Origin of the sequence: Pseudomonas sp. LAIL14HWK12:I10, assembly GCF_900184205.1 — a bacterium.
GTDB lineage: Bacteria > Pseudomonadota > Gammaproteobacteria > Pseudomonadales > Pseudomonadaceae > Aquipseudomonas > Aquipseudomonas kermanshahensis.
Genome location: NZ_FXWU01000013.1, coordinates 36,245 through 56,109, shown reverse-complemented (window position 1 = coordinate 56,109; position 19,865 = coordinate 36,245). Strand labels below are relative to the sequence as shown.

The following is a 19,865-nucleotide window of genomic DNA, read 5'->3' as shown; positions in this document are numbered from 1 at the left end:
CAGTGTTCCCCCTGGCCACTGCCCTGCGCTTGCACAAACTTGCGCTTTTCCAACCCAGGTAGCTGTCAGCGCAACGCAAGCGCAGTACGATGGCCTCAGAGGAATCGCCCATGACCCCACTCTCCCAGCTGCACGTCTTCAATGCCATGCATGCCTCGCCCCACGCCCGCCTGGAGCTGAGCGCGCACCTGGGCGACGGCTTGGCTGCGGCGCTGTGGCGCAACCGCGACGATGCCCGCGATTACCAGGCGCCCAGCCATCACACGCTGTCGTGCTACATCGCCGATGGCACCGGCACCTTCCGTCGCCAGCGACCGGCCGACAAGGGCGCACCGAACAAGCTGTGCATCATGCCGGCCGGCCATGAGTCGAACTGGGTGGTCAACGGCGCGATTCGCCTGGCGCACCTGTACGTCAGCGAGGCGCAGTTCGCCCTGGGTTGCGTGCGCCTGCTGGACCGTGAGCCGCGGGAATTGGAGCTGCAGGAGGCGACGTTCCTCGATGACCCGCAACAGTCGGCGCGCTTTCGCCAGTTGATCAACCTGGCCTGGGACGAGCCCGGCGAGCGCCTGCTGGCCAGCAGCCTGGCGCATGAAATCGTCGACCACGCAGTGCTCAGCCAGGTTGGGCAACGTCAAGGGCTGCGCCTGAAAGGCGGCTTGGCGCCGAACCTGCGTCGGCAGTTGGTGGAGTACATCGAGGCGCACCTGGACCAGCCCATCACCCTCGGTGAACTGGCCCTGCGCTGCAACCTTTCCGAGTACCACTTCGCGCGCATGTTCCGCACCAGTTTCGGCTTGCCGCCACACCAGTACCTGCTGGCACGACGGCTGCACCGTGCTTGCCAGTTGCTGCGCTTGGGTCACCTGCCGCTGGGAGAGGTGGCGTTGCTGTGCGGGTTTGCCAGTGCCAGCCATTTCAGCAACCGCTTCCGCCAGGCACTCGGAGCGACGCCTGGCGACTATCGCACAGCCTTCAGCCCTTAGAACTCGAAGGTGCTGGACAGGCTCACCTGCCGCGCATCGCCAACTGCGACAAAGTACTGGTTCACTGCCGAGCTGTAGTAAACCTTGTCGAACAGGTTCTTCACGTTCAACTGCAGGCGCACGTTGTGTTCGTCGAGCTGGGTCTCGTACGTGGCAAATGCATCAGCAACGGTATAGCTGGGCAGGTCGAAAGTGTTGGTCGAGTTGCCCGAACGCTCGCCCACATAACGGGCACCTGCACCAAAGCGCAGCCGGTCGCCACCAAACACACGGCCAAAGTCATACACCGCCGAAAGCGAGCCACTGTGCTTGGCCACGTTCTGCAGGCGGTTGCCTTCAAGGTCCGGGTCTTTGGTGACCTTGGCATCGGTAAAGGCATAACTGCCGATCAGGCTCCAGCGCTCGCTGAGCTGCCCAGTCAGGTCAAGCTCCACACCGCGTGAATTGACCTCGCCAGCATTGCTGTAGACCGTCTCGCCGGTACCCGTGTCGAAGTTGGCGACCAGCACATTACGCTTGGTGATGTCGAACAGCGCCAAGGTGCCGGTCAGGCTGCCTGGCATGTCGAGCTTGGCCCCCAGCTCCCACGATTTGCCCTCTTCGGGCGCTACCGACGCATCCAGCACCACCCCGCCGGTCAACGGCGCAATGCTGGAGTTGGGCTTGAACGACTCGCTGTAGCTGCCATAGAACGACAGCTGGTCATCGACCTTGTAGACGATGCCGGCATGCGGCACCCAGGCCTGGCCGCTAGTGTCGGTATTGGCTTTGAACGGGCGACCGCGGCCGGCGTATTGGTCGAACTGCTGGAAGCGCGCACCGGCCACCAGGATCCAGTGCTCGTCCAGGTGCAGGGCGTCCTGCACGAACAGCGCGTCGGTGCGCAGTTTGTCGGTCTGGTCGCTGTCGCTGGCGCGCACGCTGCTGCCCTCCACTTCCTGGCCGTAGACCGGGTTTTCATAGCTGAAGGTAGACTGCGCCGTCTGGCGGATCAGGTCGCCACGAAATACCTTGCGGTCTTCGTGATCGAGGCCGAACAACAGGTCATGCTGCAGGCCGCCCAGCTCGACGTTGCCCGCAAGGCTCAGGGTGGCGAACTGGTCGCGGCTCATGGCGTTGTGCGTGCCGTCGATGCTGCGCGTCAGCGTGCCCGTGGCTTCGTTGACGCCCGTCACGCGGACCTGGCTAGCGTCGTAGGTCTCGCGGTTGAAGCTGTAGCCGAAGTGCAGCTTCCAGTCGTCGGCCAATTGATGGTCGACCTCCAGGCGATACAGGTCAGAGCGCCCTTCCATGTCGTTGAATGGCTCATCCAGGCGACGCGTGGCCGGAATGTCCAAGGGGTGGCCGTTGCGGCCAAAGGCCGTGCCGCGGTCGAACGGGTAAAGAAACTCGCGGTGCTCGTACGCCACCACCACCTGGGTGTCCTCGCCCAGCCAGGCCAGCGATGGCGCTACCAGCGATTCGCGGTGCACACCGAAGTTGCGCCAGTAGTCCTCATCTTCGTGGTCGACGATCAGGCGGTAGGCGAAGTTGCTGTCGCCGAGTGCGCCGGTGCTGTCGAAACCACCACCGCTGCCATTTTTGCCGCTGCCGTAGGTCGAGCCACGCACCGTCAGGGCGTTGTACTGCTGCAGTTGCGGGCGCTTGCTGACCACGTTGATGACCCCGCCTGGATCCTGGATACCATACAGCAGCGAGGCCGGGCCCTTGAGCACTTCGACCCGCTCGGTGCTGGCATTAAGGCTGCGGCCCTGCACGATGGGCATGCCGTCACGCATGATCGAACCGTCGCGGTTGTCGCCAAAGCCGCGCTTCATCACGGTGTCGGAAGTGCCGCCAAAGTTGTTGCCCTGGGTAATGCCGCTGACGTTGGTCAAGGCATCATCGAGGTTGCGCGGGGCCTGGTCGCGAATGACCTGGGCCGGGACCACGTTGATGGCCTGGGGGATGTCCTGGTTCGGGCCCTGGCCACGCATGATCGAGGCCGTGGCCGGGGGCTGATAGCTGTAGGCGTCCATCTGCGAGGTCACGGTGGTGGCCTGCAGGTTGAGTGCCCCGTCGTTACTCACGGCTTCGAGGGTGAAGGTGCGGGCATCGACGCGGCGCCAGGCCAGGCCGGAAGTGCCCAGCAATTGCTGCAGCGCCTGCTCTGCGCTGAAGGTGCCGTTGAGGGCAGGGGCCTGCAGGCCAGGAAGCTCGAGGGTGTACACCACGCTCTGGCCGGTGGCTCGGCTGAAGGCATTGAGCGCCTGGGCCAAAGGTTGGCTCGGCTGGGCAAACGTGTACGCCTGTACCTGCTCGGCCGCCCCGGCCAGCGGTGCGATGGCGATGACCGGGCACACCGAAAGGCCGAGCCAGAGGGGGACGCAACGCGGGGTAAACTTCATGGACGCTGACCTGTAAGTGGGTGTTGATTGCGAATGAATCGCACTTCCACTCATTACACGGATGCCACGTCCTGTTACCTCATCCGTTAATTGAATTTTTTTCCTGGGCCGGCCTCTTCGCGGGCAAGCCCACAGGTTCTGGAACAGGTGCCTAGCGGATAATCGTCAACCGCCCCAAGACGGTCTGCCGGGAAAAGCCCATCACATTGCCAAGTGAATCGAGCGCTGCCAAAGGCGCTTGCACCGGGAAACTGCCACTGACCTTGCGCTGCCCCAACTCACCCTCGAGCAGCAGGATGCGCCCCGGGTAGTACCGCCCGAGGTCTTCGACCACCTGCGCCAGCGGCACTTGGTAGTAATTCAGCCAGCCCTGGCGCCAAGCCAGGCGGCTCTCGCTGTCTACGCTCACGGTGCTGCCCGCATGGCCGTCAACGTAAGCCAGCTGCTGATTGGCCGTCAGTTCACGGGCGGCCGCGCCTTGCCCCGGCGTCACCGCGACCCGCCCACTGCGCACCGTCACCTGCGCGCCATCCCCCTGCTCACGCACCTCGAACTGGGTGCCCAGCACCCGCACCTCACCGCCTGCGGCAGCGACCAGAAACGGCTCGCCGGTGTGGGTGACCTGGAAGAACGCCGCCCCGCGCAGCAGCCGCACACGGCGCTCGCCTTGGGCGAAGTCGACCGTGATTGCGCTGCCTGCATCGAGTGTCACCTGCGATTGATCGGCCAGGGTCACCTGGCGGACGTTGCCGGCGCTGCTGTAGTCGGCCTGCAGGTCCTGCAGCCAGTAGCCAGGGTGCCACCCCCCCACGGTGCCAACCGCCAGCACCAGGCAGGCTGCAACCGCCAAGGCGGCGACGCGTTGGCGCCAACGGCCTCGGGCAGGCGCCTTGGCCATGGCATCCAGGTACTTTTGCAGGCCCTCACGCTCTTCATCGGCCAGCCGCGCCGCTGGCGCCGCGCTCATCTGCCACAGCGCCTGAGCCTGTGCGTACGCCTCTCGATGCCCCGGGTCGGCCAGCAACCAACGCTTGAACGCCGCACCTTGGGCTTGCTCAGGCTGTTCGTTGATGCGGCTCAGCCACTGCAGCGCGGCCTGTGACTGCGCGGCAGTGATCGGATTCGGACGGCTCATCGACGGGCGCTCCCTGGCCTGCGTAGGGTGGAAACGGGCTCGGCGACACTCGCCTTGCACGCTTCGAGGGCGCGCATCATATGCTTTTCAACGGCGCTCTGGGACAGTTGCATGGCCGTGGCGATCTCGCTGTACGTGCAGCCGTGGATACGATTGAGCAGGAAGATCTGCCGCGTGCGATCGGGCAAGGCACGCAACGCAGCCTCGATGCGTTGCAGGTCGTGATCGACCTCCAGGGCTTGCTCAGGTTCTGCAGCACTGGACTGCTCATCCACGGCTTGCGTGGCTTCGGCCACACGCTCGCGGCTGCCTTCGCTACGCAGGTGGTCGATGGCAAGGTTGCCGGCGCAGCGCAAAAGGTAGGTGTCCAGTGCTTCGACCTTGACCTCGGGGCGGCGCCAGAAGCGCAGGAACAACTCCTGGACCAGGTCCGATGCCGTGGCCCGGCAACCGACCCGGCGGCTGACCAATGCCTCCATGCGCGCACGCTGCGCCAGAAACACCTGCACGAAGCGCGCACGGCCGCCGGTGTTGTCAGCGTCTGGCTCGATCATGTCACCCGGCTCGCTCAAGGCGTCACACAGCAAGCACGGCCAACAGCGGGCCGAGCACCACGCTGACGGCGGCAAGGCCCAGCAACAGGCGGGGCTGGTACGGCAGGGCGAACACCCACAGGGTCACCCCCGCCATCAACACCGCTATCCCTTCCACCAAGCCATGCGCCCAGCCCCGCATGTGCACGCTGAGGACCAGCGACAGCACCAGCAGCAGCCAACCACCAACGCGCAGCACACGCAACTGTTGCGCCTGTGGTTTGCGCCCAAGCAGCTCATTGAAGTGTTTTTCCATGGCCAGGCACAGGGCGACGAAGCCCGCGAAGCCGATCAGCGCACTACCTAGCATCCGCTCACCTCGCCGCCCTCGACCGTCGGTTTTTGGGCAGCGCGTGAGGCGCGCTTGGTAACAGGCTTTGCCGGGCGCAGCATCTTGCTGGCCGTCCAGGCGAGAAACACGCCGGTGGCCAGCGCCGTGAGGTCGAACCCGGCCATGGCCCAGTCGCCAGACCGCAATGACTGATCGAGGCCCTGGCCTGTGGTCAGGCCATTGAGCAGCGGCAGCAAGGCGAAGGCCAGCGCCCCCAGCGCCAGTTGCTCGCCCCAGGCGCGGCGCCCGGAACGCAGCACGGCATGCACCAGCGACAGTGCCCAGACCAGGAAGAACGTGTTGACCTCCCAATCGGCGCGGCCCTCGGCAGCCACAGGGATCAGCCGATTGGCCCAGAAGAACCCTGCCACCGCCAGCAGCAGGCCACTCATGCTGGCAATGTTGAGCACCTCGACCAAGCGCAATTCGCCGGGCATGTGCGCGCTCTTGGCATGCTTGAGCTGACGCTTGCCCAGCCACATCACCAACCCTGTGCCGATGACTGCTGTGCCGGCCACGCCGAAGACAAAGTACAACCAGCGCAGCCAGGGCCCGGCGAAATTGCCCATGTGCAGGCCGGCAAAACTGAAGGCCGTCATCATCGCACCACTCTCCGGTGCACCCTGGGTCAGCAGCGCGCCGCTGGCGCCATCGAAGGTCCAGTGGGTGCTGCGCCGGTAGGCGACGTTGTCGGCCGAGGACTGAGTGAAGGTGACCCGGGCATTGCGGTCACCGGGGTTTTGCAGCTGGATGAAACCGATGCGTGCACCCGGCGCCAGTTCCTCGACTTTGGCGTACAGCGTCGGCAACGGCACCAGGGGCGTCGCGACGTTGGCAGCCTTGGGCGCATCGTCGCGGCCGAACAGCTCGTTGAAGTACTCGCCGGTATTGCCGCCATAGCTGGCCAGAATGCCGGCAGGCATCACCATGTACATGAACAACACCAGGCTGCTGTAGCTGATCATCAGGTGGAACGGCAGCACCAGCACGCCGATTGCGTTGTGCCCGTCCAGCCACGAGCGCTGGCCTTTGCCAGGGCGGAAGGTGAAGAACTCTTTGAAGATCTTCTTGTGGGTGATGATCCCGGTAACCAAGCCCAGCAGCATGATGAAGGCACAGAACGTCGACAGCCAACGGCCGAACGGGTACGGCATCTCCAGCTGGAAGTGGAAGCGGTAGAAGAATTCGCCGCCACGGCTATCGCGCGCCTCGACTGGCTGGCCAGTCTGCGCATCGAGGCTTTTGCTGGCAAAGCCGCGGCGCCCCGCCTCGGGGTCGCGCCAGCCCACGTTCAGCGCCGCCTCGCGCGCGTTGGGCAAGCGGATCATCCAGTTGCTGGCGTGCGCGGCGTTGGCCTCCAGGTAGCGCTGGGCCAAGCCCAGGCTGTTTACCGGGTCGAGCGCATGGCTGCGCACCTCGGGCTGGGTCCAGTGGTTGATCTCGTCCTTGAAGTACGAAAGCGTGCCAGTGAGGAAGATGGCGAACAGCAACCAGCCGAAGATCAGGCCGGTCCAGGTGTGCAACCAGGCCATGGCCTGGCGAAAGCCTTCTTTCATGGGTTTTTCATCCAGTAGGCAAAACCGCTGACCACGCCCAGCAGCACGCTTGGCAACAGCACGCCCCACCAGGCACGCCAGGCGCTACGGCAAGCGAAGCACCAGATGAACGCCAGCACGTAGAAGACGAACGACAACAGCAAGCCCGTGAGGGTCGCGTCGACCCGTGGCAAGGGCGCCAGCAGGGCGATGCTGACACTGGCCATGGATGCCAGCAGATAACCACCCAGCGTTGCAGCCAGGCAGCGTGAGGCCACGGCCAGGCGGTAATTGAGCGGGATACCGGCGGCGTTGCGCTTCATGGCGGAGGTCCGGGCATTTTCGGGGCTGCAATAATAATGATTTCAATTCGCATAAGCAAAATATTGCCGCGGCTTAGCCGCCCATCGCGGGCGGGCCGGCGATCTGCCCCTGGAGGATTGCCGAGCACCGGGTCGCTCACTACAATGCGAACAATTATTACTTCCAATCGCGCATCTTGGCGCCGGAGTATCCACGGTGTCCAGCGCCCTTTCCTCCACGGTCGAAGGCCTCTATCACGCCCATCACAACTGGCTGACCGGCTGGTTGCGCCGCCGCCTTGGCTGCCCGCAGAGTGCCGCTGACCTGGCGCAGGACACTTACGTACGCCTGCTTCAAGCACGCGAGACACCGCAATTGATCGAACCGCGGGCGTTCCTGGCCACGGTCGCCAAGCGGGTGCTGTGCAATCACTTCCGGCGCCAGGAACTGGAGCGCGCCTACCTCCAGGCCTTGGCTCAGGTGCCGGAAGACGTGGCACCGAGCGAAGAACAGAAAGCGATCATCTTCGAGACGCTGCTGGAGCTAGACCGCCTGCTGGATGGCCTGCCAGCGCTGGTCAAGCGTGCCTTCCTGCTGGCGCAAGTCGACGGCCTGGGCCAGGGCGAAATCGCGCGTGAGCTGAACGTGTCACTGGCCACGGTAAAACGCTACCTGAACAAGGCGGCCATGCGCTGTTACTTCGCCCTGTGAATACCCAGTTTTCTCCGCAGGTAGCCGAGCAGGCCGTGCATTGGTTGATCGAGTCCCAGGGTGATGATTTTGATCGGGCCCAGCAGTTGGCGCTGGAGCACTGGTTACAAGCCGACCACGAACACCAGCGCGCCTGGGCGCATATTCAGCAGGTCAATCAGCGGCTACGTGGGGTGGCTTCGCCCGTGGTGCATGCGACGCTGCAAGCGCCGCCATCGGCCGCTCGACGGCGTGCGCTCAAGGCCCTGTTGCTGCTCGGTGTGGCCAGTGCCACAGGGTTGGGGCTGCAGCAGCACAACCCGTTGCCAGGGCTAATGGCCGACTACCGCAGCCCGGTCGGCCAGCGTCGGCGGCTGAACCTGGAAGACGGCAGCATGCTGCAACTCAACACCCGTAGCGCTGCCGATGTGCGCTTTGATGGGCACCAGCGGGTGGTGCGCCTGCTCGAAGGCGAACTGGCGCTGGAGGTGGCCAAGGATGCCCGGCCCTTGCTGCTGCGCACCGGCGAAGCTGCGCTGCAGTTGGACAGCGGCCGTTTCAACGTGCGCCAGTACGACGGGTTCAGCCTGGTGTCGGTGTTCAGTGGCGTCGCCACTGTGTCGGGTGAGGCCTTGCTGGCAGGGCAACAGGCCCGATTGGGGGGCAACGGCTGGCGGGCGGTCACAGCGCTGGACCGCAATGCCGGGGCCTGGGTCGACGGCATGCTGGTAGCGTCGCAGATGCGCCTGGGGGATTTCCTGGCCGAGCTCGGCCGCTACCGGCAGGGGCAACTGGGGTGCAGCGAGCGGGTCGCCGACTTGCGGATTTCCGGGTCTTACCCGCTGGATGACAGTGAGCGAATTCTGCAGATGCTGGAGGTGGCATTGCCGGTGCGGGTGCGACGGTTTACCCGGTACTGGGTGACGGTCGATAGCCTGACGTGAGGTTGCCGGGCCCCCACCTACAGCGCCACCCTCGCAATAACTACAGCCCCTGTGGGAGCAACTGTCTTGTGGTGCTTGTTCCGGCCTCTTCGCGGGCAAGCCCGCTCCCACAGGTAACTGCGCAGGCTCAGACCTTGTGAGGCCCCTGTGGAAGCTGGCTTGCCGGCCATAGGCTGCACAGCAGCCGCAGATTTTTTGCATTCACCTGAGCCATTTCCCAACGTTCGCGTGACAGACAAGGCAACCCCCTTCTCTCAGGACCTCACCCATGCCGTTGCGCCCCAGCCCCCTCGTCCACGCCCTGCTGCTCGCCACCACCCTCGGCCTCGCCAGCCCCGCGGCCCACGCCGAAGCGCGCACTTACCACATCGCCGCCGGCTCCCTTGAAGACGCCCTCAACCAGTTCGGTCGCGAGAGCGGCGCATTGATCTCGTTCGGCTCGCAACTGACCCAAGGCATGAACACCCCAGGCCTGGACGGCCAGTACGATGTGCGCCAGGGCCTCGACGCGCTGCTGCGCGGCAGTGGCCTGCAAGCCCGGCAAGAAACCGACAACGCCTTCAGCCTGCAGCCGCTGAGTGCCGCCAGCACCAGCGCCGCCGTCGAGCTGGGGGCTTCAACGGTGGTCGGCGACTGGTTGGCCGAAGCCCAGCAAGACAACGTCTTCGAACACCCCGGCGCCCGCGACGTCGTGCGCCGTGAAGCCTTCGAACGCAGCGGCGCCACCACCGCGCGCGACGTGCTCAACCGCATCCCTGGGGTGAATGCGCCAGACAACAACGGCACCGGCAGCCACGACCTGGCGCTGAACTTTGGTATCCGTGGCCTCAACCCACGCCTGGCGTCGCGCTCCACCGTGCTGATGGACGGCATCCCGGTGCCGTTCGCGCCGTACGGCCAGCCTCAGTTGTCACTGGCGCCGATCAGCATGGGCAACATGGATGCCGTGGACGTGGTGCGCGGCGGCGGCGCGGTGCGCTATGGCCCGCAGAACGTCGGCGGCATCGTCAACTTCGTGACCCGTGCAATCCCTGAGGAGGCCACCTTCAAGGCCGCCATGCAAAACCAGATCAGCCCGTCCTCGAGCCACGACGGTTTCAAGAACAGCGCCAACCTGCTGGTCGGCGGCACCAATGCCAACGGCCTGGGCGGCGCCCTGCTCTACTCTGGCACCCGTGGCGGCGACTGGCGCGAGCACAGCGACACGCAGATCGATGACCTGATCCTCAAGGGCAAGCTGCAACTGGATGAGGCCAACAGCCTGCACGCCATGGCCCAATACTACGAAGGCGAAGCCGACATGCCCGGCGGCCTGAGCACCGCCGATTTCGATGCCGACCCGTACCAGTCGACGCGCCTGAAGGACAAGTTCTGGGGCCGTCGCACGCTGGTCAACGTCGGCTACGACTACAAGCAGGACGACCGCCAGTTCAGCGTCAACAGCTTCTTCACCAAAACCCTGCGCAGTGGCTACCTCGACCAGGGCAGCTTCGTTTCGCTGTCGCCGCGCGAATACTGGGTGCGCGGTATCGAAACCCGGTTCTCCCAAGGCGTTGCGCTGGGTGACAGCTGGCACGAACTGGGCATCGGCTACCGCTATGTCAACGAAGCCGGCCACGAATTGCGCTTCCGCGAACCGGTCAACGGCGACCTGCCGACCACTGCCAGCCGCAACGACCGCGATACCCGCGGCAGCACCGAAGCCCACGCCATCTACCTGGACGACCGTATCGACATCGGCCGCTGGACCATCACCCCGGGCGTACGCTACGAGATGATCGACTCCGAACAGAGCAACACGCTCAATGGCCAGCGTTACCAGGGCAGCTACAACACCGCGTTGCCGGCGTTGAACGTGATGTACCACCTCACCGACAGCTGGAACCTGTATGCCAACACCGAGGGTTCGTTCGGCAGCGTGCAGTACAGCCAGATGCCCAACCGCGTCAGCAGCGGTGAAGTAAAACCCGAAAAAGCCCGCACCTGGGAAGTCGGCACCCGCTACGACAATGGCGACGTGCAAGCGGAGATCGGCGCGTTTCTGATCAACTTCGACAACCAGTATGAAAGCAACCAGACCAACGATTCGGTGATTGCACGCGGTGAGACCCGTCACCAAGGCATCGAGACCAGCATCCGCTATGCCCTCGACGGCCTGAGCCCGGCACTGGCCGGCTTCGACGTGCATGCCAGCTACGCATTCGTCGATGCCACCATTCGCGAAGACGGCCCGAACAAGGGTAATCAGGTGCCGTTCTCTTCACGGCACAAGGGCACCTTTGGCGTCGGCTACACCGAAGGCCCGTGGCAGGTGGACCTGGATAGCAGCTTCCAGAGCAGCCAGTATGCCGACAACGCCAATACCGGCCAGGAAAGTGCCGATGGCAGCACCGGGCGTATCCCCGGCTACATGCTGGTCAGCACCCGCGCCGGGTATGACTTTGGCCCGCAGCTGTCGAACCTGAAGGTGGCGGTAGGCGTGAAGAACCTGTTCAACCGCGAGTACTACACGCGTTCGTTCGACGACAACAACAAGGGTAAGTATGTGGGTGAACCACGGACCCTCTACGTGCAGACCTCGGTAGCCTTCTGACGAAACACGGGGGTCGCTGCGCGGCCCTCGCCTTGCAGTTGCAACAAGAAATTTATTTTCAAAAAGGGCTTGAAATCATTCCGCCGTTGCCTGACCTTAGAGTCAAGAGGCGCAGAAATTCCAAGGGTCTCAAGGGCCTAGGCACGCCTCCATGCGAGCAAGCTGAATAAGGATTGAATCATGCAAATCCAGGTCAACAGCAGCAACCATATCGAAGGTAACGCCCGGCTCGACGAGTGGGTCCGCAGTACGCTGGAAAGCTCACTGGAACGTTACGAGGACGACCTCACCCGCATCGAGGTGCACCTGCGCGACGAAAACGGCGCCAAACCCGGACCGCATGACAAACGTTGCCAAATGGAGGCTCGCCCGAAAGGCCACCAACCGATTTCCGTGACCCACACCGCCACCTCGCTGGACCAGGCGGTCGATGGCGCAGCCACCAAGCTCAACCACGCGCTTGAACACTTCTACGGCAAGTTGCGCAGCAAGCGCGGCGTGCTGGAGCTAAGTGACCCTGACGCCTGAGGGTGGTAACAAAACGCCCGGCCTAGTGCCGGGCGTTTTCGTTTCTGTCGATCAACGGCGCTGAACCAACGCGCGCTCATGCCGGTCAACCCCTGCACTCAATCGCTGCAGAACGCATGACCATGAACAACCCCTTCGCACAGATCAGCGCCGCCTTCGCCCCCGAGTACCGGGTCAACCTGAGCATCGTCGACTTGGATGGCAGCATCATGCTCACCCTCGCCGACGACGCTGGCGTGGTCGCCAAGCGCCTGATCAGCCAGGCCCAGCGCAACGACCCGGTGCGCTTGCAGCGGGTCATCGACAGCATCCGCCTGGGCCTGGCCATCGAACTGAGCCAGAACCCGATGCAAGTGCTCGCCGCACTCACCCGCGATGCGCAGCATGCGCCGCGTCACTTCGTGGCCAACTGAGGGCTACTTGCCCTCGTCCACTTCCTTGCCATTGGCATCCAGCACCTTGGTCGAGGGGTAGCGGTACGACGCGTAGCGCACCACCAGGATCGAGAACGCCAGCAACAGGATGCCACCGCACAGGTACAACAGCCCCTCGTCCGGCGCCTTGTGGTGCGAGACATCGCCGATCAGCAGGCGCGTCAGCGCGGTGATCGCCACGTACAGCAAAAAGCGGATGGGCATGTGGTTGGTCTTGAAGTAGATCCCAACCATGGCCCCCAGCTCCAGGTAGATGAACAGCAGCAGGATGTCATCGACACTGACCCCGCCTTTGCCGAGCATGTCCAGGAAGGTCATCACCGCCGCGTAGGCGGTGATGGCGCCAATGCCGAATAGCGCCAGATAATGGAATGCCTCGACGCACAGGTTGCCCAGCGAGTCGGCCGAGCCGTGCAGGCCCTTGCGCAGCTTTTCAGCCCATTTGATGTTCACGATTGTCCCATTCCCCGATACGCCATGAAGGATGATGCGTCACCTGTGTGACGCTTGTGCCATGCAGTTAAAGGGCCAGGCCCTCGCCTTGGAAGGCGACCGATTGCCGCAAGGCACCTGTGGGCTACGCTTTTGCGGGAAGATTCTGGTTGCGCAACGATGCCCAATGCCATTACTGTATAAAGATACAGTAAAACGCAACCCAACCAGCAAAAAGGCATAGAGGTGATGAATGGCCGTCGAAGTGGTGTACCGCAGCAGCCGCGACCCGGAGCGCTTGTTCATGGATAAGGCCGAAGCAGATCGTCACGACAAGATGCTCGAACTGGCCGAGCGTCTGGCAGAAGTGCTGCACAAGGCGGTGCCATCGCTGACCGAGCAACAGGTCGAGGAAGCCGGTATCTACATGGCCAAGAACCGCGACGTGTTCGCCCGGGCGTTCAAGAGCCAGCCAGATGCGTTGGCAGAGTTGCTCGAAGGCCAAGCCCAGTAAGAGCAGCCTTGGGCTGCTCCTACAGGGGAAGCGTCAGGCTTAGCCGTAGAGCAGCCGCTCTGCCAGCATCTGCGCCACCCGCGCCGGCGAGCGCTTCTCTGCCTGGGCATGGCCAAACACTTCAGTCAGCCGCGTAGGAATGCGCGCCAGGTGCGCGGTGATGGTCCCCAGGTCTTCGCCACGATGGGTCAACGCTACGTAGATCAGCCCACCGGCATTGATCACGTAGTCGGGCGCATACAGTATTCCGCGCGATTCCAACTGGTCAGCAACCTGCAGGGTGGTCAGCTGGTTGTTCGCCGCCCCCGCCACCGCCGCACAGCGCAGCTGCATCACGCTCTGCCCGTTCAGCACAGGCCCTACACCACACGGGGCGAAGATGTCGCAGGGGGTGCTGATCAAGGCATCGTTGGTCACCGGGTGGGCATTGAACTGCTCGACCGCCAACCGCACCCGCCCGGGGTCCAGGTCGCTCACCAACAGCTCCGCTCCCGCCGCGTGCAGTTGCTCGGCCAAGGCATAGCCAACGTTACCCAGCCCTTGTACGGCCACCCGCAAGCCTTCCAGGTTGTTACTGCCCAGCCGTGCTTTCGACGTGGCGCGGATGCCGGCGAACACACCCATGGCGGCATGGGGCGAAGGGTCCCCCGAGGCTGTTGTGCTGGTCACATGCGGCGTGCTCTGCGCGATGCAGTCCATATCCACCGTCGAGGTACCGCTGTCCACAGCCGTGATGAAGCGCCCCTGCAAGGTATCGACGAAACGGCCGAACGCCTCGAACAGCGCAGCGCGGTTTTCCACATGGGGGTTGCGCATGATCACTGCCTTGCCGCCGCCCAAGGCCAAACCGGCCAGCGCGGCCTTGTAGCTCATGCCCTGGGCCAAGCGGATCGCGTCGACCATGGCACTCTCGTCATCGGCGTAAGGCAGGTAGCGACAACCGCCCATGGCCGGGCCCAGCTGCTCGCTGTGGATCGCCACCACCGCCTTCAGCCCCGTTGGCGGGTCGATGAACAGGTGCAGCGATTGGGTACGGGTGCTTTGCATTAGCGCGAACATCGACGGGCTCCCCAGCGAGGTGCTCCTATCAGTATAGGCAGGCCCAAGTACGGGAAGCCTCGGTCAGACCACTGGACGAAACCGCGCGCCACAGCTAATAGTTAAACGTGTGTGGAGAAGCCCCATGAAGCCACGTCAAGCCTGCCTGGCCTGCCTGGAACGCGAGCCTGTCGCCCTGCTGGAAGCCGCATTGTGGATGGCCGCCGAGCACGACCGAAGTGTCGAGCCCGCGAACAGCCTTGCCCTGCTGCACGACCTGCACCGCGAGATAAGCGCCAACCTGCCGATGCTGCCCCTGTGCGAACTGGCCCAGCCGCTGCTGCGCCAACTCAATGCACTGGGCTTTCAACAAGATGAATATCACCCGTTGCGGCCGCACGCGGCGATGATGGACAAAGTGCTGCAGCGCCGCCGTGGCCAGCCATTGACCTTGGCCATCCTGGCCTTGGAGCTGGCTGGGCGGCTGTCGATCCCGCTGGAAGGCGTTGCATTTCCCGGCCACTTCCTGCTGCGCGTGCCCGGCGCCGACCACCTGCTCGACCCTTGCGGCGGCAGGCGCTTGTACCCCAGTGATTGCCGCGACCTGCTCGCCCGCCAGTTCGGCCCACACGTGCCGCTGAGTGCAGAGCACATGCGCACGGCCAGCCCACGGCAAATGCTGCAACGCCTGTCACGCAACCTGCGCCAATTGCACATCAGCAACGACAACCACCTGGCTGCGTTGATCGACGCCGAACGGGTAATGCAGCTGGGCCCGGTGCAAGTCAGCGACTACACCACCCGCGCATCGCTCTACCAGTTTCTGGATTGCCCGCAGGCCGAACGCTTCGACTTGGAGCATGCCCTGCTACTCACAGAAGACCCGGTCCAACGCCTGAAGCTTTCCGAGCGGATCGGCAAACTCCCGACGGTGAACCGTTCGATTCACTGAGCCGGGGTATCCGGCTGCTGCGAAGGATGCGCCTGGATGAACGCCGGGTGCTGGGCCGCCAGGGCGGCGACCCGACGAATGCGCGGGTAACCGCCGAGGTCGATGTTGAACCGCTCGGCAGCGTACACCTGCGGCAGCAAGTAGACATCCGCCAAGCCCGGCGTGTCGCCAAAGCAGAAGCCGTGGTCGCCGATCAGTTGCTCGACCGCCGACAGCCCTTGGCCGATCCAGTGCGCGATCCACTGGTTGACCTGAGGCTCGTCCTGCCCGGCCTGGCGCAGCAGGTTGAGCACGCTGACGTTGTGCAACGGGTGGATGTCGCAGCCGATGATCGCTGCCACACCGCGCACCTTGGCCCGCGCCTCGGCCGTGTCCGGCAGCAGCGCAGGGTGTGGATAAACCTCTTCCAGGTACTCGATGATCGCCGGTGACTGCACCAACAGCGCACCGCTGTCGGTGCGCAGGGCCGGTACACGGCCCTGCGGGTTCACGGCGACATAGTCCGCACCGCGCTGCTCGCCCTTGAGCAGGTTGACCGGCAAGGACTGGTAACCCAGCCCCTTCAGCGCCAGCGCGATGCGCACCCGGTAGGACGAGGTGGAACGGTAGTAGGTGTACAGCTCCATACCCCTGCCCCCTCAGTTGGCTGCGATGACTTTGCCGCGGCATTCGCCGAAGCCGATGCTGGCCACGCCATCACGCGTGCAACGGGCGCGCAGGATGATTTCGTCGCCGTCTTCGAGGAACTTGCGCACCTCGCCGCTGGCCAGTTCCACCGGCTGCTTGCCGCCCTCGGTGATCTCTAGCAGGCTGCCAAAAGAGCCTGGCGTTGCCCCCGACAGTGTGCCCGAACCGAACAGGTCGCCCGGTTGCAGTTGGCAACCGTTGACGCTGTGGTGGGCAACCATCTGCGCCACGGTCCAGTACATGCTGCGGGTGTTGCTCAGGGTCAGCCGGTGAGCCGCAATGCCTTGCTCGCGCATGCGCTCGGTCAGCAGCAGCACTTCCAGTTCGATATCGAACGCACCCTTGGCCTGGTCACGTGCATCCATCAGGTAGGACAGCGGCTGCGGATCGCCTTGCGGGCGCGCCGGCTGCGCAGTGCGGAACGGCTCCAGGGCCTCGGCGGTCACCACCCAGGGCGAAATGCTGGTAATGAAACTCTTGGACAAAAACGGCCCCAGTGGCTGGTATTCCCAGGCCTGGATATCACGCGCCGACCAGTCGTTGAGCAGGCAGAAGCCGGCGACGTGCTCGGCGGCATCACCCACCGGGATCGACTCGCCCATGTCGTTGCCCTGGCCAATCCAGATACCCAGCTCCAGCTCGTAGTCCAGGCGCGCGCAGGGGCCGAAGCTTGGCTCGGTGTGCCCGGCTGGCAGGGTTTGGCCTTTGGGGCGGCGCACATCGGTACCGGAGGGGCGAATGGTTGAAGCGCGACCGTGGTAACCGATCGGCACATGCTTGTAGTTGGGCAGCAGCGGGTTGTCCGGGCGGAACAGCTTGCCGACGTTCTTGGCGTGTTCGATGCCGACATAGAAGTCGGTGTAGTCCCCGATCTTCGCCGGCACATGCAGTTGGCAATCACTGGCTGGGTAGAGCGCGGCTTTCAGCGCCGACTGGTGTTCGCTGTGCTCACCGAGCAGCGCCAGCAGGCGCTCACGCAGGGCGACACGGGCGCTACGGCCGAGGGCGAAGAAGGCGTTCAGCGCACCACCGCGGGTAGCCTCCACCGCTGCCTTGGCTTCGCCGTCGAACAAACCCGCAGCGAGCACCGCTTCCAGGTCAAGGATGGCATCGCCGATGGCCACGCCGCAGCGCAGCGCTTCACCCGGCCGGCTGAAGATGCCCAACGGCAGGTTTTGCAGCGGGAAATCGCTGTGCCCGTTGGCATGCTCGACCCAGCTACGGGTAATGGCGGTCTGGTTCATGGGTTATCTCCGGTTCGGGTTGAAGGTGCTCGGCAAGGTGGCCCAGCAACTATCGTAGTCGGCCTGCAATTGCGGGCATTCGAGCGCATGGCGGCTCGGGCGCAGCACTTGGCTGGTCTCGAACATGAAGGCCATGGTGTTGTCGATCTTGTGCGGCGCGAGGTCGGCGGCGATGGCCTTGTCGCACGTCTCGGCGTCGGGGCCATGGGCGCTCATCACCCCGTGCAGCGAAGCGCCGCCCGGCAGGAAACCCTCGGCCTTGGCATCGTAGGCACCTTGGATCAGGCCCATGAACTCGTTCATCAGGTTGCGGTGGAACCATGGCGGACGGAAGGTGTTCTCGGCCACCATCCAGCGCGGCGGGAAGATCACGAAGTCCATGTTGGCCAGGCCATGCACGCTGGTGGGCGACGTCAGCACGGTGAAGATGGACGGGTCCGGGTGGTCGAAGCTGACCGTGCCGATGGTGTTGAAGCGGCGCAGGTCGTATTTGTAGGGCACGTTGCTGCCATGCCAGGCGACCACGTCCAGCGGCGAATGCTGCAACTCGCAGGCCCAGTGTTCGCCGAGGAACTTCTGCACCAGTTGCACCGGGCCCTCGGCTTCTTCGTAATGCGCCACCGGCGTGAGGAAGTCACGCGGGTTGGCCAGGCCATTGCTGCCGATGGGCCCGAGGTCCGGAATGCGCAGCGGCGCGCCGTGGTTTTCGGCCAGGTAGCCACGCGCCTGGCCATCGAGCAGCTCGACGCGAAACTTCATGCCCCGTGGGATCACCGCGATTTCCAGCGGCTCGACGTCCATGACCCCAAGCTCGGTAGCGATGCGCAGGCGGCCCTGTTCCGGCACCAGCAGCAGTTCACCGTCGGCATTGAAGAACACCCGCTCCATGGAGCGGTTGGCACTGTAGATGTAGATGCTCACGCCCGCCGGTTTATCTGCGGGCGCGTTGGCCACCATCGGCACCCAGCCTTCGATGAAATCGGTGGGCTCGGCAGGGATGGGCTGCGGGTTCCAGCGCAGGCGGTTTGGGGTGACGGCGCCCAGCGGCCCACTCAGCGGCTGACGTGCCAGGCGCTCGAAGCGTGGGTGCAGTGCAGACGGGCGTATGCGGTACAGCCAGGTGCGGCGCAACTCACTGCGGGTCATGGTGAACGCCGTGCCCGAAAGCAGTTCGGCATACAAGCCGTAGGGGGCTTTCTGCGGCGAATTCTGCCCGACCGGCAATGCACCTGGCAGTGCTTCGCTGGCGAACTCGTTGCCGAAGCCGCTCAGGTAGTGAAGGTCGGGGGACGTGTCGCGGTTCATCGATGCCTCCGGGCTCTGGCAGAGCCGTTGCTGGCAGCTGGCTGCTGGGGTGGCAGCACGTCTGCATTGTTTTTATCGTAATCAGATTACGAATAACGTAATTTGCTACGAGCAAGGCGTCAAGCTATAAAGGCGCGACTCGACGAATCCGGATACCTATGCCCATGGCCAAAGCCAGCTCACCCACCGATAACGGCAAGCAGAAGGTCCGCTCGGCGGAAGTCGGCACCGATATCCTCAAGGCACTCGCCGAACTCTCCCCCTCCACGTCCCTTTCACGCCTGGCGGAGCATGTGCAGATGCCGGCCAGCAAGGTGCACCGCTACCTGCAGGCGCTCATTGCCAGCGGCTTTGCCGAACAGGATGCGGCCACCAACCACTATGGCCTGGGGCGTGAGGCGTTGCGCGTGGGGTTGGCGGCATTGGGCAGCATCGATGTGCTGAAGATCGCGGCGCTGCCGTTGTCGCAGCTGCGCGATGAACTGAACGAGAGCTGCTTCATTGCCGTTTGGGGCAATCAGGGCGCGACCGTGGTCAGCATCGAGCCTGCGGTGCGTGCGGTTACGGTGGTGACCCAGATCGGGTCGGTGCTGCCGCTGCTCAGTTCGTCCACCGGCCTGGTGTTCGCCGCCTACCTGCCGGCGCGCGAAACTGACGAGCTGCGCGACCGGGAGCTGGCAGCGCTGCAGCACAGCGCCAGCGATTATGCGGCCGTGCTGGAGGGCATCCGTGAACGTGGCCTGCACCATGTGCATGGCCTGTTGATGCCGGGTGTGGATGCGTTGTCTGCACCGGTATTCAATGCCCTGGGGCAGATCGCTGCGGTGATGACTGTGGTCGGCCCGACGTCGATTTTCCATGCCGACGAGCACGGGCCTGCGGCGCAGCGGTTGCTGGCTGCAGCGCGCGATACCAGCTGGCGGATGGGGTACGCGGCTGAAGGGTGAGCGGAATGGGCACTGTTGCCCGAAACGTAAAGGTGAATGTCGTAAGCGGCTATTTTTCCTACAGGATCAAGCGCTTATTCTTAACTCACTGGCCGGCCTGAAGGGCACTACCCCCCCCCGCCCTTCAGGCCTGCGAGGTTCACCGACGTAGATTTTGAAGCTCCTTGATCTAACGTCTCGATTGGCCGCTGCGATTGCAGCGGCCTTTTTTTTGCCTGGTGTTTGTTAGGTGATAGCGTTAGGGCCGCCAGGGGGATGGCGATAGATTTTTAGCGCCTATGAGATCG

At 64.1% G+C, this 19,865-nt stretch carries 20 protein-coding genes; 9 read left to right on the top strand and 11 right to left on the bottom strand.

Going from position 1 to position 19,865, the window contains the following annotated elements:
- Window positions 1-110 precede the first annotated feature (110 nt).
- A complete protein-coding gene (locus QOS90_RS23665) occupies window positions 111-986 on the top strand; it encodes a helix-turn-helix domain-containing protein (RefSeq protein ID WP_085273960.1) in 876 nt (291 codons plus the stop codon).
- Here QOS90_RS23665 and QOS90_RS23660 read toward each other — a convergent pair.
- The 6 genes from QOS90_RS23660 to QOS90_RS23635 form a co-directional block, all read right to left on the bottom strand.
- Window positions 983-3,373, bottom strand: coding sequence for a TonB-dependent siderophore receptor (locus tag QOS90_RS23660; RefSeq protein WP_085273959.1), 2,391 nt, complete (start codon window positions 3,371-3,373; stop codon window positions 983-985). The two genes, QOS90_RS23665 and QOS90_RS23660, sit on opposite strands and share 4 nt — an antisense overlap.
- 151 nt (window positions 3,374-3,524) lie before the next feature.
- Window positions 3,525-4,508 (bottom strand): FecR family protein, encoded by a 984-nt coding sequence (locus tag QOS90_RS23655; RefSeq protein ID WP_085273958.1) that lies wholly within the window; start codon window positions 4,506-4,508, stop codon window positions 3,525-3,527.
- Entirely contained in the window at window positions 4,505-5,062 is a 558-nt protein-coding gene (locus tag QOS90_RS23650) for an RNA polymerase sigma factor (RefSeq protein ID WP_085273957.1), read from the bottom strand. Before QOS90_RS23650 ends, QOS90_RS23655 begins: the two co-directional genes overlap by 4 nt.
- A 22-nt stretch (window positions 5,063-5,084) precedes the next feature.
- Window positions 5,085-5,411: a DUF3325 domain-containing protein gene (locus tag QOS90_RS23645; RefSeq protein WP_085273956.1), complete on the bottom strand. Its 327-nt coding sequence runs from the start codon at window positions 5,409-5,411 to the stop codon at window positions 5,085-5,087.
- Window positions 5,405-6,988: a PepSY-associated TM helix domain-containing protein gene (locus QOS90_RS23640; protein WP_085273955.1), complete on the bottom strand. Its 1,584-nt coding sequence runs from the start codon at window positions 6,986-6,988 to the stop codon at window positions 5,405-5,407. The genes QOS90_RS23645 and QOS90_RS23640 overlap by 7 nt, the downstream gene beginning before the upstream one ends.
- Window positions 6,985-7,290: a DUF3649 domain-containing protein gene (locus QOS90_RS23635; protein ID WP_085273954.1), complete on the bottom strand. Its 306-nt coding sequence runs from the start codon at window positions 7,288-7,290 to the stop codon at window positions 6,985-6,987. The genes QOS90_RS23640 and QOS90_RS23635 overlap by 4 nt, the downstream gene beginning before the upstream one ends.
- A gap of 196 nt (window positions 7,291-7,486) precedes the next feature.
- Between QOS90_RS23635 and QOS90_RS23630 the strand changes: the two genes are divergently transcribed.
- The 5 genes from QOS90_RS23630 (at window position 7,487) to QOS90_RS23610 (ending at window position 12,438) form a co-directional block, all read left to right on the top strand.
- Window positions 7,487-7,981: a sigma-70 family RNA polymerase sigma factor gene (locus QOS90_RS23630; protein WP_085273953.1), complete on the top strand. Its 495-nt coding sequence runs from the start codon at window positions 7,487-7,489 to the stop codon at window positions 7,979-7,981.
- Complete coding sequence (locus QOS90_RS23625) at window positions 7,978-8,904, top strand: FecR domain-containing protein (protein ID WP_085273952.1); 927 nt, start codon at window positions 7,978-7,980, stop codon at window positions 8,902-8,904. Before QOS90_RS23630 ends, QOS90_RS23625 begins: the two co-directional genes overlap by 4 nt.
- A gap of 268 nt (window positions 8,905-9,172) precedes the next feature.
- Window positions 9,173-11,497 carry a TonB-dependent Fe(3+) dicitrate receptor FecA gene (gene fecA, locus QOS90_RS23620; RefSeq protein WP_085273951.1) on the top strand — a complete coding sequence of 775 codons (2,325 nt, stop codon included), beginning with the start codon at window positions 9,173-9,175 and terminating at the stop codon, window positions 11,495-11,497.
- 180 nt (window positions 11,498-11,677) lie between these two features.
- Window positions 11,678-12,025, top strand: a complete 348-nt coding sequence (locus QOS90_RS23615) for an HPF/RaiA family ribosome-associated protein (protein WP_027595269.1) — start codon at window positions 11,678-11,680, stop codon at window positions 12,023-12,025.
- A 122-nt stretch (window positions 12,026-12,147) separates the two neighbouring features.
- Entirely contained in the window at window positions 12,148-12,438 is a 291-nt protein-coding gene (locus QOS90_RS23610; protein WP_027595268.1) for a DUF3509 domain-containing protein, read from the top strand.
- A 3-nt stretch (window positions 12,439-12,441) separates the two neighbouring features.
- Here the strand turns inward: QOS90_RS23610 and QOS90_RS23605 are convergent, their stop codons facing one another.
- Window positions 12,442-12,912, bottom strand: a complete 471-nt coding sequence (locus QOS90_RS23605; protein WP_027595267.1) for a phosphate-starvation-inducible protein PsiE — start codon at window positions 12,910-12,912, stop codon at window positions 12,442-12,444.
- 232 nt (window positions 12,913-13,144) lie between these two features.
- Between QOS90_RS23605 and QOS90_RS23600 the strand changes: the two genes are divergently transcribed.
- Window positions 13,145-13,405, top strand: coding sequence for a YebG family protein (locus QOS90_RS23600; RefSeq protein ID WP_027595266.1), 261 nt, complete (start codon window positions 13,145-13,147; stop codon window positions 13,403-13,405).
- A gap of 39 nt (window positions 13,406-13,444) precedes the next feature.
- On the opposite strand, the gene QOS90_RS23595 is transcribed toward QOS90_RS23600, so the two are convergent.
- The gene (locus QOS90_RS23595) at window positions 13,445-14,464 is read right to left on the bottom strand and encodes a Glu/Leu/Phe/Val dehydrogenase family protein (RefSeq protein ID WP_027595265.1); all 1,020 of its coding nucleotides are present in this window, start codon (window positions 14,462-14,464) and stop codon (window positions 13,445-13,447) included.
- A gap of 124 nt (window positions 14,465-14,588) precedes the next feature.
- Here QOS90_RS23595 and QOS90_RS23590 point away from each other — a divergent pair, with 124 nt between their 5' ends.
- Window positions 14,589-15,395: a SirB1 family protein gene (locus tag QOS90_RS23590; protein ID WP_027595264.1), complete on the top strand. Its 807-nt coding sequence runs from the start codon at window positions 14,589-14,591 to the stop codon at window positions 15,393-15,395.
- On the opposite strand, the gene maiA is transcribed toward QOS90_RS23590, so the two are convergent.
- From maiA to hmgA, 3 genes are read right to left on the bottom strand one after another with little or no spacing between them, the layout of a single operon-like run.
- Window positions 15,389-16,021 (bottom strand): maleylacetoacetate isomerase, encoded by a 633-nt coding sequence (gene maiA, locus QOS90_RS23585; RefSeq protein ID WP_085273950.1) that lies wholly within the window; start codon window positions 16,019-16,021, stop codon window positions 15,389-15,391. The genes QOS90_RS23590 and maiA overlap by 7 nt on opposite strands.
- Window positions 16,022-16,033: 12 nt before the next feature.
- On the bottom strand, window positions 16,034-17,326 hold the full coding sequence (gene fahA / locus QOS90_RS23580; RefSeq protein ID WP_085273949.1) for a fumarylacetoacetase: 1,293 nt from the start codon (window positions 17,324-17,326) through the stop codon (window positions 16,034-16,036).
- A gap of 3 nt (window positions 17,327-17,329) precedes the next feature.
- Window positions 17,330-18,631 (bottom strand): homogentisate 1,2-dioxygenase, encoded by a 1,302-nt coding sequence (hmgA, locus tag QOS90_RS23575; RefSeq protein WP_085273948.1) that lies wholly within the window; start codon window positions 18,629-18,631, stop codon window positions 17,330-17,332.
- A 164-nt stretch (window positions 18,632-18,795) separates the two neighbouring features.
- Between hmgA and QOS90_RS23570 the strand changes: the two genes are divergently transcribed.
- Window positions 18,796-19,578: an IclR family transcriptional regulator gene (locus QOS90_RS23570; RefSeq protein ID WP_027595260.1), complete on the top strand. Its 783-nt coding sequence runs from the start codon at window positions 18,796-18,798 to the stop codon at window positions 19,576-19,578.
- The last annotated feature ends 287 nt before the right edge of the window (window positions 19,579-19,865 follow it).